Annotated in this window: 21 protein-coding genes; 10 read left to right on the plus strand and 11 right to left on the minus strand. The window is 66.5% G+C overall.

What is annotated here, in order from left to right; genetic code table 11:
- Window positions 1-56: 56 nt before the first annotated feature.
- Both OSH07_RS16885 and OSH07_RS16890 read right to left on the minus strand, forming a co-directional pair.
- Window positions 57-692, minus strand: a complete 636-nt coding sequence (locus OSH07_RS16885) for a DsbA family protein (RefSeq protein WP_266339848.1) — start codon at window positions 690-692, stop codon at window positions 57-59.
- A gap of 137 nt (window positions 693-829) precedes the next feature.
- Complete coding sequence (locus OSH07_RS16890; RefSeq protein WP_266339849.1) at window positions 830-1,336, minus strand: DUF721 domain-containing protein; 507 nt, start codon at window positions 1,334-1,336, stop codon at window positions 830-832.
- Window positions 1,337-1,564: 228 nt separating this feature from the next.
- Here OSH07_RS16890 and OSH07_RS16895 point away from each other — a divergent pair, with 228 nt between their 5' ends.
- From OSH07_RS16895 to atpF, 5 genes are all read left to right on the plus strand, one after another.
- Complete coding sequence (locus tag OSH07_RS16895; RefSeq protein WP_266339850.1) at window positions 1,565-1,957, plus strand: AtpZ/AtpI family protein; 393 nt, start codon at window positions 1,565-1,567, stop codon at window positions 1,955-1,957.
- Window positions 1,958-2,015: 58 nt separating this feature from the next.
- Window positions 2,016-2,768: a F0F1 ATP synthase subunit A gene (locus OSH07_RS16900; protein WP_266339851.1), complete on the plus strand. Its 753-nt coding sequence runs from the start codon at window positions 2,016-2,018 to the stop codon at window positions 2,766-2,768.
- A gap of 62 nt (window positions 2,769-2,830) precedes the next feature.
- Window positions 2,831-3,058, plus strand: coding sequence for a F0F1 ATP synthase subunit C (locus OSH07_RS16905; RefSeq protein ID WP_266332970.1), 228 nt, complete (start codon window positions 2,831-2,833; stop codon window positions 3,056-3,058).
- Between the two features lie 92 nt (window positions 3,059-3,150).
- Entirely contained in the window at window positions 3,151-3,765 is a 615-nt protein-coding gene (locus tag OSH07_RS16910) for a F0F1 ATP synthase subunit B (RefSeq protein ID WP_266339852.1), read from the plus strand.
- 12 nt (window positions 3,766-3,777) lie between these two features.
- Window positions 3,778-4,263, plus strand: a complete 486-nt coding sequence (gene atpF / locus OSH07_RS16915) for a F0F1 ATP synthase subunit B (RefSeq protein ID WP_266339853.1) — start codon at window positions 3,778-3,780, stop codon at window positions 4,261-4,263.
- Here the strand turns inward: atpF and OSH07_RS16920 are convergent.
- The 4 genes from OSH07_RS16920 to OSH07_RS16935 form a co-directional block, all read right to left on the minus strand.
- Complete coding sequence (locus OSH07_RS16920) at window positions 4,256-4,972, minus strand: ribonuclease HII (protein ID WP_266339854.1); 717 nt, start codon at window positions 4,970-4,972, stop codon at window positions 4,256-4,258. The genes atpF and OSH07_RS16920 overlap by 8 nt on opposite strands.
- Before the next feature lie 154 nt (window positions 4,973-5,126).
- Window positions 5,127-5,915, minus strand: a complete 789-nt coding sequence (locus OSH07_RS16925) for a hypothetical protein (RefSeq protein ID WP_266339855.1) — start codon at window positions 5,913-5,915, stop codon at window positions 5,127-5,129.
- A 107-nt stretch (window positions 5,916-6,022) separates the two neighbouring features.
- Window positions 6,023-6,775 (minus strand): NYN domain-containing protein, encoded by a 753-nt coding sequence (locus OSH07_RS16930; RefSeq protein ID WP_266339856.1) that lies wholly within the window; start codon window positions 6,773-6,775, stop codon window positions 6,023-6,025.
- A 112-nt stretch (window positions 6,776-6,887) separates the two neighbouring features.
- Window positions 6,888-8,039 (minus strand): PA0069 family radical SAM protein, encoded by a 1,152-nt coding sequence (locus OSH07_RS16935; protein ID WP_420909646.1) that lies wholly within the window; start codon window positions 8,037-8,039, stop codon window positions 6,888-6,890.
- 101 nt (window positions 8,040-8,140) lie between these two features.
- On the opposite strand from OSH07_RS16935, the gene OSH07_RS16940 reads away from it, so the two are divergent.
- On the plus strand, window positions 8,141-8,734 hold the full coding sequence (locus OSH07_RS16940) for a glycosyltransferase (protein WP_266339857.1): 594 nt from the start codon (window positions 8,141-8,143) through the stop codon (window positions 8,732-8,734).
- On the opposite strand, the gene moaB is transcribed toward OSH07_RS16940, so the two are convergent.
- From moaB to OSH07_RS16960, 4 genes are all read right to left on the minus strand, one after another.
- The gene (moaB, locus tag OSH07_RS16945; protein WP_266339858.1) at window positions 8,735-9,289 is read right to left on the minus strand and encodes a molybdenum cofactor biosynthesis protein B; all 555 of its coding nucleotides are present in this window, start codon (window positions 9,287-9,289) and stop codon (window positions 8,735-8,737) included. It abuts the gene before it with no gap.
- A 65-nt stretch (window positions 9,290-9,354) separates the two neighbouring features.
- Window positions 9,355-10,275: a 4-(cytidine 5'-diphospho)-2-C-methyl-D-erythritol kinase gene (locus OSH07_RS16950; RefSeq protein WP_266339859.1), complete on the minus strand. Its 921-nt coding sequence runs from the start codon at window positions 10,273-10,275 to the stop codon at window positions 9,355-9,357.
- Window positions 10,272-12,296 (minus strand): tetratricopeptide repeat protein, encoded by a 2,025-nt coding sequence (locus tag OSH07_RS16955; RefSeq protein WP_266339860.1) that lies wholly within the window; start codon window positions 12,294-12,296, stop codon window positions 10,272-10,274. Before OSH07_RS16955 ends, OSH07_RS16950 begins: the two co-directional genes overlap by 4 nt.
- Window positions 12,297-12,439: 143 nt before the next feature.
- A complete protein-coding gene (locus OSH07_RS16960) occupies window positions 12,440-13,459 on the minus strand; it encodes a polyprenyl synthetase family protein (RefSeq protein ID WP_266339861.1) in 1,020 nt (339 codons plus the stop codon).
- 226 nt (window positions 13,460-13,685) lie between these two features.
- Between OSH07_RS16960 and OSH07_RS16965 the strand changes: the two genes are divergently transcribed.
- The 4 genes from OSH07_RS16965 to OSH07_RS16980 all read left to right on the plus strand — a co-directional run bounded on the left by OSH07_RS16965 (window position 13,686) and on the right by OSH07_RS16980 (window position 15,893).
- Window positions 13,686-13,916 (plus strand): putative signal transducing protein, encoded by a 231-nt coding sequence (locus OSH07_RS16965; protein WP_266339862.1) that lies wholly within the window; start codon window positions 13,686-13,688, stop codon window positions 13,914-13,916.
- 3 nt (window positions 13,917-13,919) lie between these two features.
- Window positions 13,920-14,750 carry a tRNA1(Val) (adenine(37)-N6)-methyltransferase gene (locus OSH07_RS16970; protein WP_266339863.1) on the plus strand — a complete coding sequence of 277 codons (831 nt, stop codon included), beginning with the start codon at window positions 13,920-13,922 and terminating at the stop codon, window positions 14,748-14,750.
- Between the two features lie 28 nt (window positions 14,751-14,778).
- Entirely contained in the window at window positions 14,779-15,636 is an 858-nt protein-coding gene (locus OSH07_RS16975) for a S49 family peptidase (RefSeq protein ID WP_266339864.1), read from the plus strand.
- A gap of 65 nt (window positions 15,637-15,701) precedes the next feature.
- The gene (locus tag OSH07_RS16980; RefSeq protein ID WP_266339865.1) at window positions 15,702-15,893 is read left to right on the plus strand and encodes a hypothetical protein; all 192 of its coding nucleotides are present in this window, start codon (window positions 15,702-15,704) and stop codon (window positions 15,891-15,893) included.
- A 21-nt stretch (window positions 15,894-15,914) separates the two neighbouring features.
- Here OSH07_RS16980 and OSH07_RS16985 read toward each other — a convergent pair whose 3' ends face one another.
- Window positions 15,915-16,310, minus strand: a complete 396-nt coding sequence (locus OSH07_RS16985) for a hypothetical protein (RefSeq protein ID WP_266339866.1) — start codon at window positions 16,308-16,310, stop codon at window positions 15,915-15,917.
- Window positions 16,311-16,483: the final 173 nt, after the last annotated feature.

Below are 16,483 nucleotides of genomic sequence, written 5' to 3' on the forward strand. Positions count from 1 at the left end.
CGTCGCGAAGACGCCTCGGCGACGTCGCGACGGCGGACAGCGGAAGGGGCGGGCGCTTAGGCCAGCAGCTTGTCCATTTCCTCGATCGTGAGGGCACCCGGGTTCCTGTTCCCGTTGATGAAGAAGGTCGGGGTGGCGTTGACGCCGAAGACGTTCGCGCCCCGTTCCTTGACGGCATTCACTCCATCGAGCAGGGCCTGGTTTTTCAAGGTGAGCTCGAAAGTCTCCTGTGTAAAACCAACCTGCTTGGAAAGCTCGAGAAGGGCGGGGACGGGGTTGTCGACGAAGGCCCACTTTTCCTGCTGGTCGAATAGGAGGTCGACCATGGGGAAGAAGTTGTTGTTGGGGGCGGCGTGGCACAGCATGATGGCGGCCGTCGCCAGCGGGTCGAGCGGGAAGTCGCGGAGGATGAAGTTCACCTTGTTGGTGTCGACATACTTTTCGCGGAACGGCTTCCAGGTCGTGTCGTGGAAGTGCTTGCAGTGCGAGCAGGTCAGCGAAGCGTACTCGACGACGCTTTGCGCGGACTTCGGGTCGCCGAGCTGGTTGTCACCGAGCGGACCGGGCTTCAGCAGTTCGGCGAGGTCGACCTTGTCGGCGGCGGCGGCCGAGCGCGGCAGCATCGACACGGCGCCGAGGGCGAGCGAACCGGCACCGACCTGGCCGAGAAACTGTCTGCGATTGAACTTCAAGATCCTGCATCTCCTTTTGCCCCGGCGCCGTACTGGCGTCCGGACAGCGGAACGAATGGCACGCTTGGCGCGAAACCTACCACATCAAATATGGCGTTTCTCGATAAGTTGAAGGGAGAGGGGCTTGCCGCCGGTCGTCAGGGACGCCTGGCCGAGGCGTAGACGCCGCGCCCGAGCCGCTCGAGCGCCTGGCGTAATCCGTCGCTTTCGACCGAGGCGACCGTTTCGACCACCTGGGCCTCTTCGGCGGGCGAGAGCGGGGCAGGGGCGACAGCCGCCTTGCGCGGAGACGACACCGCACCCTGCACGATCTTTAGCTGCGACACAGCGCCGAAGCCCAGGAAGCCGTTGATCCGGTCCAGCATGACGCCGGTCTCGTGCTGCAGATAGATCGCCATGCCGGCATCGACGCGGACGACGAGCGTGGCGCCCGCCGGCGCCTTCGCCTGGTCGCGGCGCGGCCAGGTGATCTTCTCTGGCATCGTGGTGGTCGCGTAGCGCGGTCCCACGATGTCGGCCCAGGACGAAATCAGGTCGGCGGTAGCGAAGCCGCGCTTGGCGCAGACTGGCGCGATCACGCTTCCGATCAGCGCGCCGATCGACTGGGCGCCGGACTTGACCTTGGGATTGGGATTGTCGCTCATGCCCGTCTTGTCGCACGACGGCGGGGCGCTGTGAACGTGCCGCTCGTCAGGGATTCGCCGATTCCGTCAAAATGTCTCAGCGACGATTTGATTAATTCTAATGATTTCAATAGCTTGTGAATGAATTCCGGCTCCTTGACACGAGTTGGAGGCGTCACTATGGTGCGCGCGGTTTCGGGGCGGTACTAAGCTTTGTGAGGCTTTCTCGTACTTGGCAGGGATGACGCGATGAGCGACATGGGTTCGCCAAGTGACGAAGAGAAGATCAGGCGGATGGCTGAGGACGAAGCCGCGCTCTCGGCAAGGCTGCGCGCGCTCAGTCACAAGCTGGACAAGGCTCGTGACGAAGCGCAGGCGGCCGAGCGGGCACAGCCGTCGAACGAGGTTACAGCGCGGGGCATGAGCCTCGCGTTTCGTATCGTCGGCGAGTTCGTGTCGGGCGTGCTGGTCGGTGCCGGCCTCGGCTGGCTTATCGATCACTGGCTAGGCACATCCCCCTGGGGCTTGATCGTGCTCTTGCTGCTCGGTTTCGTTGCGGGCGTCCTGAACGTCCTGCGCGCGGTCGGCAAGGTTGCGCAGCCCGAGGCTCGGCAGGTGTCGCGCCGGGGCAAGAAAACGTAGTTATCAATACGGTCGCGGCATTGGCTGCGGTCAGACTCTGGCGAAGAAGGCGGGCTCGGTGGCGAACGATCCGATCCATCAGTTTCACATCAAGGAATTCTTCCCGCTCGGCCAGTTCGGCGGCATGGAGTTCCACTTCACCAATTCCGCCTTTGCCATGATCGCAACGGTGGTGATCGTGACGGGTTTCCTGCTCATCTCCACGGCGAAGCAGAGCCTGATCCCGGGTCGCCTCCAGTCCGTCGCGGAAATGGCGTACGAATTTGTCGCGGGAACACTCCGATCTAGTGCCGGCAAGGAGGGGATGCGCTTCTTCCCCCTCGTGTTCTCGCTGTTCATGTTCATCCTGGTCGCGAACTTCTTCGGAATGTTCCCCTATTTCATGACTGCGACCAGCCAGATCATCATCACCTTCGCCCTGGCGATGACCGTGATGCTCACGGTGGTGATCTACGGTTTCGTCCGCCACGGCTTCGGCTTCCTCGGCCTGTTCGTGCCGCATGGCGTTCCGATGGCGGTCGTGCCGCTGGTTTCGGCGATCGAGGTCATCTCGTTCCTGTCGCGTCCGATCAGCCTCTCCGTCCGTCTCTTCGGCAACATGCTGGCCGGTCACATCACGCTCAAGGTCTTCGCCGGCTTCGTCGCCAGCATGGCCGGCCTCGGCGCCATCGGCGTCGGCGGCGCGATCCTGCCGCTGGTCATGACGGTCGGCCTGACCGCTCTCGAATTCCTGGTGGCATTCCTCCAGGCCTACATCTTCACGGTCCTTACCTGCATGTATCTGAACGACGCCCTCCACCCCGGGCATTGATCAGCAGGTCGGCGAAGGTACACGTTCTTCCAACCCGAAATTTCGACTTCAAGGAGCATAAAATGGAAGCGGAAGCTGCAAAGTTCATCGGTGCTGGTCTTGCTTGCTTTGGCATGGCCGGAACGGCTCTCGCCCTCGGCAACATCTTCTCGAGCTACCTGACGGGCGCGCTGCGCAACCCGTCGGCTGCCGATGGCCAGTTCGGCCGCCTCATCCTCGGCTTCGCCGTCACCGAAGCGCTGGGCATCTTCTCGCTGCTCGTCGCGCTGCTCCTGCTCTTCGTGGTCTGATCCCGTCAGGCCGCCTTCGGGCGGCCGGGTGAAGCCTCATGCGGCGGCCTCGGGCCGTCGCATGTCAATTGTATTTCGATCTGGGGTCTTCGATGACTTGGTTCATCTCGCCTGCATACGCCGAGGATGCCGCGCCAGCGTCGGCTCCGGCCGACGGCCAGCCGGCGCCGACTGAGACTCACACCGAGGTCGGTCACGCGGCAGGGGAGAAGGCTCCTTTTCCGCCTTTCGATACCCACAAGTACCCGTCGCAGATCCTCTGGTACGTGATCTGCTTCGGCCTTCTCTACCTCCTGATGAAGCGCGTCCTCGTGCCGCGTCTCAGCACGATCGTCGAGGGCCGCGCTGCGCGGATCGCCGGTGATCTGGAGGAGGCGCAGCGCCTGCGCGTCGAGTCCGACAAGGCGCTCGGCACCTACGAGAAGGCTCTTGCGGATGCGCGCTCTTCGGCTCACGCCATTGCGCAGTCGGGGATGGACGAGGCCAAGGCCGCTGCCGTCAAGCAGCGCGCGGAAATCGAGTCCTCGCTGAGCGCCAAGCTCGACGCCGCCGAAGCGCGGATCGGCGAGATCAAGGCGAAGGCGCTTGGCGATGTCGGCGCGATCGCCGAGGAAACCGCTTCCGCCGTCGTCGCGGCGCTGTCGGGCCAGCAGCCGACTTCGGACGAGGTGGCAGCCGCCGTCTCTTCCGTGTCGTCGTCGAAGTAAGGGGCTGAGATCATGGAATTCGATGCTTCCTTTTTCGCACTCGTCGGCCTGATCCTCTTCTTCGTGCTGCTCGCCTTCGTCGGCGTGCACACGAGCCTGGGCAAGGCGCTCGACAAGCGCGCCGAGAGCATTGGCAAGGACCTGGACGACGCCAAGCGTCTCCGCGAGGAAGCGGCGGCCTTGCTCGCCGACTACCAGAAGCGGGCGCGCGAGGCCGAGGCCGAGGCGCAGACCATCGTCGAGAAGGCCCGTCGCGAAGCCGCGGCGATCGCCGACGAGGCGAAGGCCCAGATGGAAGACTATGTCACCCGTCGCACCAAGATGGCCGAGGACAAGATCGTCCAGGCCGAGCATCAGGCTCTGCAGGAAGTGAAGGCGCTTTCCGCTGATGTCGCGATTGCTGCGGCCGAGAAGATCCTGGCGGCCAAGCTCAAGGGCGCGGCCGGCGCCGATCTGGTCGCCTCGTCGATTGCCGACGTGAAGAACCGCCTCAACTGACGAGGAATTCTTCGTCGAAACGATCCACGCCGTCGGCACTGCCGGCGGCGTTTTCTTTTGCGAGCAGCGCACGGATGGGCGCGAAGCTGGTTCGGTGCAGCGGGCAGGCGCCGAGGCTGGCGAGCGCGTCGAGATGGAAGGCGGTGCCGTAGCCGACATGCCGCTCGAAGCCATAGTCCGGATAATGCGCCGCGGCGCGCACCATCATGCGGTCGCGTGTCACCTTGGCGACGATCGAGGCGGCGGCGATCGATACGGAGCGGCCGTCGCCCTTGACGAAGGCCTCGCCGCGGCAGGCGAGGCCCGGCGGCACGTCGTTGCCGTCGACGATCACATGGTCGGCCGCATGTGGCAAGCCGCGGACGGCCTGCGCCATGGCCCAGAGGGTCGCCTGGCGGATGTTGGTGGTATCGATCCGGAGCACCGACGCCGCGACCACCGACACGTGCGCCGACGCCATGATCTGTTCGAACAGCGCCTCGCGCGCGGCGGCAGTCAGCTTCTTCGAATCGTTGAGCCCGTCCGGGATTCGTCTGGGGTCGAGGATCACCGCCGCCGCCACGACTGGTCCGGCGAGCGGGCCGCGACCGACCTCGTCGACACCGGCGATCGCCTTGTGGCCGCTGCGACGCAGCCGTCGCTCGATGGCGTCGGTTGGGACTGGAGGGAGCTCGAACAGGAGCGGCGATTCGGATGTGCGGCGTGCCATGCCGTGAAATTCCGCGACGCGCCGCACGAATGCAAGGCGGCAGATTGGCGGTGGAGGCGCCACGGCGCGCCACCGCTTGAACAAAAACGGGCGCTGGATGATCCCCGCGGCCGTTCGAAATGTCCTGCAACGAGACGCGCGGAGCGCCGCGCCGTCAGCCGCCGCCGAGTTGGCGGAACTCGTTCTTCAGGAAGTTGCCGACCCGCTTGCCGCGGTTGCGCGCCTTCTGGAAGGCGGTCTGATCGACGAAATAGGTGTGCAGGATGCTGTCGCGCGACATCGGCAGCTCGCCGGTCGGGTCTACCGAGTGCCAGGTATTGTCGCCGACCGCGAAGGCGTAGCCGTGGTTCGGGATGAAATCCATCTGCTTCACCCGCGTGAACTTGCCGTCCGCGCCGCGCGAAGAGAACACGGTGCCGACGCCGTTCAGCGATTCGTCGCGCGGCAGGTAGAGCTGGACCGTGATGCCCTTCCAGTGCGTATCGGTGTGCTCGGCGATCCGGTAGCCGGAGGTGTCGCGCGTCAGCATCGGGATCGGGAAGAAGTCGGTCGGCTTGTAGGCGCTGCCGAAGCGGCGCTTCAGGCCCGGGCCCAGGCGCTCGACGAAGGCGTCGCGCACGACGTCGGAGCAGAGCGCCGCGCCGACCAGGTTCCAGAGCGTCTTCCGGCGGCCCTCCAGGTGGCGCAGATATTCCGGGAAGAGGTCTACCTTGACGCGGGTCGAGCTGCCATCATTGCGGATGTTGACGTTGCCGCGGCCCGCGAGCGCGCGAAAATGCCCGGCCGACGGCATCAACTCCTGCATCTCGGCATAGACATCGGCCGGGAAGATGCCGTCGAGGACGAGGTGATAGAACGGCTCCTCGAAGGCCTCCGCCGAACGGATGGCCTGCGCGATGTGGCTGGTCAGGTAGTTGAGATCCGTATGCGCGGACTTGAGCACGGGCGCCTCGCATGAAGGGTTATGGAATTGTCACACTCTAGTCGGCGCGGCGGCGGGGGGCAATTGCGAACGCGCCGGTAGCGGCCGCTCCTGCACGCAACCCCAGATCATTTCACCTTGAGGCGGATCATCACCGCGCGGCCGCCCGCTTCGAGATCGACGCGGCGGACCTCGACGCCGGCCATGGTATCCATGAGGTCGACGAGCTTGCGGAAGCCGTAGTTGCGCGGGTCGAAGTCGGGCATGCGCTTCGACAGGATTTGTCCCACCTGGCCGAGATGCGCCCAGCCATCGTCGCCGGAGACGTCCTCGATGGCGGCGAAGATGTCGTCGCGCGGCAGGCGCGGCGCCGTCTGGGGCGTGGCCTTGGTCGCCTTGTTCGAGGCGCCGTTTCCTTCCTGGCGCTCTTCGGCCAGCAGCAGGTCGCAATAGAAGAAGCGGTCGCAGGCTGCGACATAGGGCTTGGTCGATTTCTGCTCGCCGAAGCCATAGACGGCGAGGCCGTCCTCGCGGATGCGGCTCGCGAGCGTGGTGAAGTCGCTGTCGCTGGAGGCGATGCAGAAGCCGTCCAGGCCCTTCTCGTGCAGCATGTCCATCGCCTCGATGGCGAGCTTCATGTCGGTGGCGTTCTTGCCGACGGCGGCCGGCGGCACATGCACCGGCGTCAGCGCGTGCGAATGGAGAAGGGGCTGCCACTGGGTCATCGCGCTCGAGGCGAAGTGGCCGTAGACGCGGCGGATGACGACGCGGCCGATGGTCGAGGCCTCGCGGATGATGATCGGCAGGAAATCGGCGCGGACATTGTCGGCGTCGATCAGGAGCGCCAGCTTCTGTGTCGCTCCGGGATGTGGATCCGCCAATTTTCACTCCGATCGTTGCGATGGAGGCGCCTGCTGGACCATGACGCGGCGCGCCTGTCACCCGCGCGCCAGATGCATCCTCCTAGCACAAATGTGGAAGGCTGCGGCTGATTTAGAACAGGCTGAGCTGCGCCGGGGGCTGCACGGGCGGGGAAAACTGGTCGGTCCGGAGCTTCAGGTGGCGGCGATTGAGGCCAAGGCGCTGGGCCGCGATCTCGAAACGGCGGCCGATCTGCCACGCATAGGGACCTTCGCCCTTCTGCCGCTTGCCGAACTCGGAATCATAGTCCTTGCCGCCGCGCATCGAGCGCAGCACGGAGAGGACATGACGGAAGCGGTCCGGATAGTGCCGCAACAGCCATTCCTTGAAGATCTCGCTGACCTCGAGCGGCAGGCGCAGCAGCACGTAGCCCGCCTCGGTGGCGCCGGCTGCCGCCGCCGCGTCGAGGATGCGCTCGATTTCCGAATCGTTCAGCGCCGGGATGACGGGCGCGACCAGAACGCCTACCGGGACGCCGGCGTCGGCAAGGCCGCGCAGCGCGTCGAGCCGGCGGCCGGGCGTCGCCGCCCTCGGCTCCATGTCGCGCGCCAGCTTGCGGTCGAGGGAGGTGATCGAGAGCGCCACCTTGGCGAGGCCGCGCTCGGCCATGCGACCGAGAATGTCGACGTCGCGCAGCACCAGCGCCGACTTGGTGACGATGCCGACCGGGTGGTTGAAGCGCTCCAGCACCTCGAGGATGTCGCGCATCATCCTGTGCTGGCGCTCGATCGGCTGGTAGGGATCCGTATTGGTGCCGATGGCGATCGTGCGCGGCTTGTAGCCGGGATCCGAAAGCTCCTTTTCCAGCAGCTTGGCGGCGTCGGGCTTGTAGAAAAGCTTCGATTCGAAATCGAGCCCCGGCGACAGGCCCATATAGGCGTGCGTTGGCCGGGCGAAGCAGTAGGAGCAGCCATGCTCGCAGCCACGATAGGGATTGATCGACCGGTCGAAGGCGAGATCCGGTGAATCGTTGCGGGTGATGATGGTGCGCGCCTTTTCCGGCATCACCTCGGTCTTGAATGGCGGCAGTTCGTCCAGCGTCTGCCAGCCGTCGTCGAACGGGATCGACTGGAAGCGTTCGAAGCGCCCAGAGCTGTTGCTCTGGGCGCCGCGGCCGCGCCGACGGTCAGGGTCGATCGGCGCGGCCAGGGATGGCTCCGCGGGCATGAGCAGCGGGTCGAGATGCGGGGGGAGGGAGCGGGCGAGCGACATGCCCTGACTCATACGCCGCTACAGGGAACAAAACAAGAACAATGCATCTTGCGACGCAACGTCTCTGCTGTTTCGTCTCGCAGTCGCAAAAAAGTCGGTCTAAGATCGAAACGATGATCAGCGTGATCCTTTCCACTCAGAACGATGAAATGGCGTTGGCCCACGCGCTGGCGGCGCTCGTGCCGGCGGCTGCCGACGGCACCGTGCGCGAGGTCATCGTGGTCGACGCCCGCTCGACGGACGAGACGCTTGCCGTCGCCGACGCGGCCGGCTGCAAGATCGTCGTCGGTTCCGGCGATCGCGGCGCCGATCTCGCGGCGGGCGCGGCTGCGGCGCGCTCGGACTGGCTGCTCTTTCTCTCGCCCGACGTCATGCTGGAGCCCGGCTGGCAGCGCGAGGTGCGCGACTTCATGGATCGACTGGCGATGTCGGGGGCGGGCGGCAATCGCGCTGCATCCTTCCGTCATGCCGATGCCGGCTTCGGTTGGCGCGCGCGCCTTTCGGAGGTTCGCGCCTCGGTACGCTCGCGCCTGTTCGCCTCGCCCTCGCGCAAGGAGGGTCTGCTGGTGCCGGCGAGCCTCTATCGCGCCGTCGGTGGCCATCGCGCGCGGCCCGGCAATGTCGAGCGCGATCTCGCCCGCCGCATTGGCCGCGGGCGCCTTTCCTTCCTGCGCTCGCGCGCCGTATCGCGGACCGTGGTGGCCTGATCAGGCCTGGAGCTTGCCGCGCTTCAGGTGCTCGTCCAGGCGCGGCATGATCTCGACGAAGTTGCAAGGCTGGCTGCGATAGTCGAACTGCACGCTGAGGATGCCGTCCCAGGCGTCCTTGCAGGCACCGGGCGAACCCGGAATCGCGAAGATGAAGGTCGAGTTCGCGAGCCCCGCCGTGGCGCGCGACTGGATCGTCGACGTGCCGATCTTGTCGTAGCTGATGCGATGGAACACAGCCGAGAAGCCGTCCATACGCTTCTCGAACAGCGGCTCGATCGCCTCGGGCGTGACGTCCCGGCCGGTGAAGCCAGTGCCCCCCGTGGTGATGACGACGTCGATCTCCGGATCGCTGATCCAGCAGGAGACGATGGTGCGGATCTCGTCGATATCGTCGGGGACGATCGCCCGCTCGGAAAGGGTGTGGCCGGCGGCTTCGATCCGGTCGGCGAGCGTCTTGCCGGACTTGTCGTCCTCAAGCGAGCGCGTGTCCGATACAGTGAGCACGGCGAAACGGACCGGAATGAAGGGAAGGCTTGGGTCGGTCTTGGTCATGGCCCGGATCCTCGTGCGCGCTGCTGGGGCACAGAGATATCCCTCGGCGAGGGCGGAGGAAAGCGCTAGCTGCCGGCCGTCGTGGTTGCGACGACCCACCATGCCGGATGGGCGTTGGAAAGAGCGGCGGCGGCGCGCTCGGCCTCGGTCCACGTGGCGAAGAGTCCGAATATCGTGGCGCCCGATCCGGACATCCGCGCCAGCCGGCAACCGTTCGTAGCCGCCATCTCGGCGAGACTCGCCGCGATCAGGGGCAGGGCGGCGATTGCCGGATTCTCGAGGTCGTTGCGCGTCGTCTTGAGCCATTCAGCGACGGCTTCAGCGTCGGAGAAGACGGGCGGCAATGCTGGCAGCGGCGGATTGTCGGCCCGGGCGAGGCCACGGAAGACGGCAGGAGTCGAAACGGCGACGCCGGGATTGACCAGCACCATCGGCAGCGGGGGGAACCCCGGCAGGGGTTCGATCACCTCGCCGATGCCGGTCGCCCGGAGTGGCGTCGAGATCAGGCACATCGGCACGTCGGCGCCTAGCCTCTCCGCCTGCGTCCGCAAGGTGTCGGCCGCCGTCGCGGGCAGGGGGGCGATCTCGGTCAGCAGGCGGAGCGTCGCCGCCGCGTCGGCCGAACCGCCGCCGATGCCGGAAGCGACGGGGAGGCTCTTGGTGAGGCGAAGGTCGAAGCCGTCGATCCGACCGCCGGCCGTCGCATGGGCGAGCGCGGCGCGCAGCACCAGGTTGCCAGGGCCGGCCTCGAGCCCGGCCGCGAAGGGGCCTGTGATCGTGAGCCGCGGCTCGGTCGTGGAAGGGTTGGCGATCGCCTCGATCGTGTCGCCGATCCCGGCGAACGCGACGAGGCTGTCCAGCAGGTGATAGCCATCGGCGCGACGGCCGATGACGTGCAGGGCGAGGTTGATCTTCGCCGGCGCGAAGGCCGCGCCGAGCCGGTGGCCCGGCCCGGCGACGGGCCGGACGTCTTCCGCCGCGGTCACTGCGCCGTGTCGAACTGCGGAATGTCGATGACCAGGCCCGGCACGATGAGGTTCGGGTTGCTGAGCTTGTCGCGATTGGCGTCGATCAGCCGGCTGTAGAGTTCGCCGTCGCCATAGACCTTGAGCGCGATCTTCCAGAGGCTGTCGCCGGCGCCGATGGTGATGCGGCTCGGGCCTTCCGCGCGCGGCGAGGTGGCGGAACCGGCCTTGGCCGGCTCGCTGTTTGCCGCATCGGTCTTGGTCGTGTCGGTCTTGGCGCTGTCGTCCTTCGACTGTGCGGCCTTTTCCTCCGCCTCGACCTTGTCGAGACCGTGCGCGAGCTTGGCGAGGATGCGTTCCTTGTCCGCCGGCTCGGGGTTCAGGTCGCGGGCATGCGCCCACTGGAACGTCGCCTCGAGCTTGCGGCCAACCTTCCAGTAGGCGTCGCCGAGATGGTCGTTGATGGTGGCGTCGTCGGCCTTGATCGAGATGGCGCGCTCGAGCTGCGCGACGGCTTCGTCGTACTTGCCCTGCTTGTAGTAGGCCCAGCCGAGGCTATCGACGATGTAGCCGTCATTCGGCCGGAGCTCGACGGCCTTCTTGATCATGTCGGTGGCGCGGTCGAGGTTGAGACCGCGATCGATCCAGCTGTAGCCGAGATAGTTGAGCACCTGCGGCTCCTCGGGCGCAATTTCCAGCGCCTTGAGGAAGTCCGCCTCGGCCTTGGCCCATTCCTGGCCGCGCTCATAGGCGATACCGCGGAAATAGTAGATCAGCCAGTTGCGCGGATTATCCTCGGTGAGGGCGTCGATCGCCTTGGTGTAGAGCTTGGACGCATCGCCATAGCGCTTGCTGGTGCGGTTGATCGTGGCGAGCGTCGTCAGCGCGTCGATGTCGCGCGGGTTGGCGGTGATGAGACGCTTCAGCCGCTTGATGGCCTGGTCGGACTTGCCGGCTGCGTCGAGGCTGAGGGCGACCTGGAGGTCGGCATTGCGGCGCAGCGGCGAGGTCTTCGCCACCTGCTCGAAGATGGGGATCGAGCGGTCGAAGCGCTGCGCGTTCTGCGTCAGGTCGCCGAGCGCCATGATGACGAGGTCGTTGGACGGCTGCAGGTAATTGGCGAGCCGCAGGTAGATCGTCGCGAGGTCGGCGCCGCCATTCTCGCCGCCAAGCGCCGAGCCCAGGCCGTACAGAACCTCGCCGGCGCCTTCCTGCGCGTTGCGCACGAGAGGCGCGGGCTTCTTGCCGGCGTTGAGCTCCTTCTGGAGCGCGGCGATGACGGGATGGCCGACGCTGTTCTCGGTGAAGCTGACCAGGGCCTGCTTGGCCTCGTCGACCTTGCCGGCGCGCGCCAGGATCCGGGCGTAGGCCTCGGTGACGCGGAGCGAGCCGCCTTCGGCCTCATAGGCGGCCGTGATCGCCTTCACCGCCGCGTCGGTGCGGCCGGCGTTTTCGTTGATCAGCGCCGTATTGAAGTTCTTGAACACCGAATACCATTCGGGGCCCTGCATGGTGTCGACGATCTTCAGCGCCGCGTCGGTCTGGCCCTGGCCCTGCGCCGCCCAGGCGGAAAGCAGGCCGGACGAGATATTGGCGAGCGGACCGCGGTCGCTCTTGCCGAGATGCTTGCCCGCCTCGGCGAACTTCTTGTCCTTGAGCGCCTTCACGCCGAGGACCATCTGGCCCATCCGCATTTCCGGGTCGAGCTCGACCAGCCGCTGAGCCAGCGGAATGGCGCGATCGATGCGGCCATTGGCGATCAGCAACGTGAACGTCCGTTCGAGCAGGATCGGATTATCGGGATCCTGGCTCAGCGCTTCTTCGAACAGCGCGGTCGCCGAATCATAGTCCTGCGCCGAGATCGCGCTGAGCGCCGCCAGATAGCTGCCGGAAAGCGTCGGCATCGCGTCGTCGAGCAGTTCGGCGACCGATGGTTCGCCGCGCGCCGCGGCTCCGGCCATCAGGCTGGTGCTGGCGAGCAGGGCAAAGCACACCGCAACGGTGCGAAGCGGTCGGACGAGGGAAGGCAGCGTGCGGCGCATCGAAATCCTGTCTGATACCGAGTGCAGGTATGGATCCTCGTTCACGAGGTGGTCCATGAGGATGGCGCTTTTGAGACCACCCCGCAAGCGGCAGCACCGCGAGCGGCGGCAGTTTCCCTGCCGCCGCTCGCGGTGGCTGGCTGTCAGTGCGCGCGCTCGATGCAGAAATCGATGACTTCGAGCAGGGAGGCCTTCCAGGCGCTTTCCGGGAAGGTCGCCAGCGCGTCGCGCGCCACCGTGCCGTAATGGCGGGCGCGCTCGATCGTCTCCTCGATCGTCTTGTGCGAACGCAGCAGGCCGATCGCCTTTTCGAGGTCGCCGTCCTGGATCTCGCCCTTTTCGAGCGTGCGCTGCCAGAAGGCCCGCTCGGCCTCGGAGCCGCGCCGGTAGGCGAGCACGACCGGAAGCGTGATCTTGCCCTCGTGGAAGTCGTCGCCGACATTTTTGCCGAGATCGGCGGAGTTGCCGCCGTAGTCGAGTGCGTCGTCGATCAGCTGGAAGGCGAGGCCGAGATTGGTGCCGTAGGAACGGAAGGCGGCGCGGGCGTCGCGGCCCTTGTCGGCGATGATCGGGCCGACTTCGGCGGCGGCCGAGAACAGCGCCGCCGTCTTGGCCTTGATCACGGCCAGGTATTCGTCCTCGGTGGTCGCCATGTTCTTGGCGGCCGAAAGCTGCATTACCTCGCCCTCGGCGATCACAGTGGCGGCGGCGGAAAGCACGTCGAGCGCGTCGAGCGAGCCGACCTCGACCATCATGCGGAAGGCTTGGCCGAGCAGGAAATCGCCGACCAGCACGCTTGCCTGGTTGCCCCAGACCATGCGCGCCGTCTGCTTGCCGCGCCGCATCTCGCTCTCGTCGACGACGTCGTCATGCAGGAGGGTTGCGGTGTGCATGAACTCGACACTCGCCGCGAGCTTCACATGCGCATCGCCGCGATAGCCGGACATTCGCGCCGCCGCAAGCGTCAGCATCGGACGCAGCCGCTTGCCGCCAGACGAGATGAGATGCTGGGCGACCTCGGGGATCATCTCCACATCAGACCCGGCCTTGGACAGGATGATCTGATTCACCAGATCCATATCGGCCGACACAAGCGCGACGAGAGGTTCGATCCGGGCTGCGCCCTTCTTCTTGCTCTCGTCGAGCGGAACTACCAATCCCACGGGCAACGCTCCCGGTTCGCCTCTGTTTCGCCGGGGACAATAGGGGGGGAGAAGGATCGGAACAAGTGACACGATGGCCCACGGAGGCACGGAAGGGACGGATCGACGATTTTGATGCTGCGGCGCGGCAGCGTTGACGCCGCGATGCACGCATCATTGCCGCCGCGCCCGCCCGGCCTTAGGGTCGAAGCTGTGGAACATTGCCGGATGCGGCCTTCGAGGGGATATGGAAGAGCTTATTCGTACCAATGACATCGTGCTGATTTCCTTCGTCGAGGCGCTCCTGAAGGATGCGGGCATCGAGCATCTCGTCGTCGACCAGAACATGAGCGTCATGGAAGGTTCGCTCGGCGTGCTGCCGAGGCGGATCCTTGTGACGAGCGACGAGGTCGAGGATGCGCGCGCACTCCTGACCGATGCGGGAATCGGCGACGAACTGCGGCCGGAGACGAGATAGGCGATGCTGGCGTCCGCGATCGAGACCACGGTCGATGCGTTCCTGGGCGGCCGCGTCGAGGCGGTGCAGCCGGCGCGGGGGCATCATCGTTCCGGTCTCGACGCGGTCATCCTCGCTGCCGCGCTCGGCGCGGGCGCATCCGGCCGCGCGGTCGATCTCGGCGCGGGAGCCGGCGTCGCCGGTCTTGCACTGGCGGCCCGGGCTAGCCGGCTGCGGCTGGTGCTGGTCGAGCGCGAGCCGGATCTCGTCGCCTGCGCGAGCGAGGCGCTTGCCCGGCCCGCCAATGCCGGCTTCTCCGCCCGGGTCGAGGTGGTGCGCGCGGATCTCCTTGCCGGTGCGGCGCGCAAGGCGGCGGGTCTCGAAGCGGCCAGCTTCGATCATGCCCTGATGAACCCGCCCTTCCACGATGCCGGCCGCGTCCGTGCCTCGCCGGATGATTTCCGCGCCCGCGCGCATGTGCTGGGCGTGGGCGGGCTGGATGACTGGTTCCGTGCCGCCGCCGCATTGGTCCGGCCGCAGGGCACGCTGTCGACGATCCTGCCGGCCGACAGGCTGCCGGCGATTCTCGCCGCCTGCGACGGCCGCTTCGGCGGCCTGGCCGTGCTGCCGCTGCACCCGCGCGCCGACGATCCCGCGACGCGCGTGCTGGTGCGCGGCGTCAAGGGCAGCCGCGCCGCGATGCGCCTGCTGCCCGGTCTCGTGCTGCATGGTGGCTCCGGCTCCTCGTTCCAGCCAGGCCTTGTCGCGATCCTGCGCGACGGCGCGTCGCTTGCCGATATCCATCCCGTCTGGTCCGACCCGCAATGGGGCGAGGCCGCAACCGATCCCTCCTGAAGGTCTGATCGCCGTGTTCCAGGATCTCATGTCAGCCATTCGCAAGCGGCTTCCGGCCCGTTTCCGCAAGGAGGAGATGGTCGTGCCGGTCGTCCGCCTCGCAGGCGTCATCGGCGCCGTCTCGCAGTTCCGCACCGGGTTGACGCTTTCCGGCGTCGCGCCGCTGCTGGAGCGCGCCTTCGCCATGAAGCAGGCGCCGGTGGTTGGCATCGTGATCAACTCGCCGGGCGGCTCGCCGGTCCAGTCGCACCTCATCTTCAAGCGCATCCGCGCGCTTGCCGAAGAGAACAAGAAGGACGTGATCATCGCGGTCGAGGACGTCGCGGCGTCCGGCGGCTATCTGATCGCCCTCGCCGGCGACGTCATCATCGTCGATCCGAGTTCCGTCGTCGGCTCGATCGGCGTCGTCTCGGCCGGTTTCGGCTTCGAGAAGCTGATCGAGAAGATCGGCGTCGAGCGCCGCGTCTATACCGCCGGCGAGAGCAAGGCGATGCTCGATCCGTTCAAGCCGGAAAAGGAATCCGACGTCCAGCACCTGAAGTCGCTGCAGCGCGACGTGCACGACATGTTCATCGATCTGGTGCGGGCGCGGCGCGGCGAGCGGCTTGCCGATGATCCGACGCTGTTCTCCGGCGCCTTCTGGTCGGGGGCGCGAGGGCTGGAACTCGGCCTTGTCGACCGGATCGGCGACCTGCGCTCCTATCTGCGCGGCCGGTTCGGCGACAAGGTGCGCATGGTGCTGGTCGCGCCGAAGCGCGGCGTGTTGGCGCGATTTGGCGGCGGCGGGGCTGGCGGCCTTGCCTCTGCCGCGATTGCGGACAATATGGTGGAGAGTGCGGTTTCCAAACTGGAAGAACGCGCGCATTGGAGCCGGTTCGGGCTCTAGCTGCAGGCCGGGTCTCCGCGCCATTCCAAGGCGGATGGACCAGGGACTCGACAGGGAAGGATAGGATGATGCCGCAGGTTGTGATGTTGGCGCTTCTCGGCACCTTGGGCGTGATCACCGCCCGGACCCTCATGCGGACGCGCGAGCGCGTCGCGGTCCGGATGCGGGAGGCAGAGCGCGCCATGGCCGAACGTCCCATGGCGACTCTGGTTCAGGATCCTGTGACCGGCATCTACCGTCCCTGCGACCGTGTCTAGTTCCGGGAGCCACCGCTCCGCCTAGAACAGGCGGCGGGAAACCTGTGCGCCCTTGGCGCACTGCCGTTCGGCTGCGCGCCGGGCGTTGCGCGAAATCCCTTCACAGCTGGAAGGCGCCCGGTAGCTCGGGTCGCTGTCGTTCGGGCAGATGCAGGCGACGGCCTGGATCATGCAGCCGGACGGCATGTTGGCATAGCCGAATTCGCCGCAACTCGCCGAAGGCATACCGCCGTCGCCACCGCGATCCGGCCCGCCCGGAACGGTCGAGGACGTCGTGCCGCCCGACGGGTGGGTCGAGGGGCGCGACTGCGCCACGGCCGGCGCGATGTCGGCGATGAACAGCGAGGCGACGGCAAGGGCTGCGAGCGTGAAGGCGGCGCGCTTGCCGGACTTTCCGGTGTAGGACTTGGTCGTCATGATGGGCTCCTTCGAGCTGGCCATCGATGGCGACGCGATATCCGGATCGACACCCTGTCGTCCGCGCGCCCATGCGATCCCTTTCGGAGATCCTGCGCCGGGAATGCCCCGGCCGACGGCAGGGGCACCATCGTCCTTTCGCCAAAATCGCAATATGACCGGGGTCACAGGCG

Origin of the sequence: Kaistia nematophila (assembly GCF_026343855.1) — a bacterium.
GTDB lineage: Bacteria > Pseudomonadota > Alphaproteobacteria > Rhizobiales > Kaistiaceae > Kaistia > Kaistia nematophila.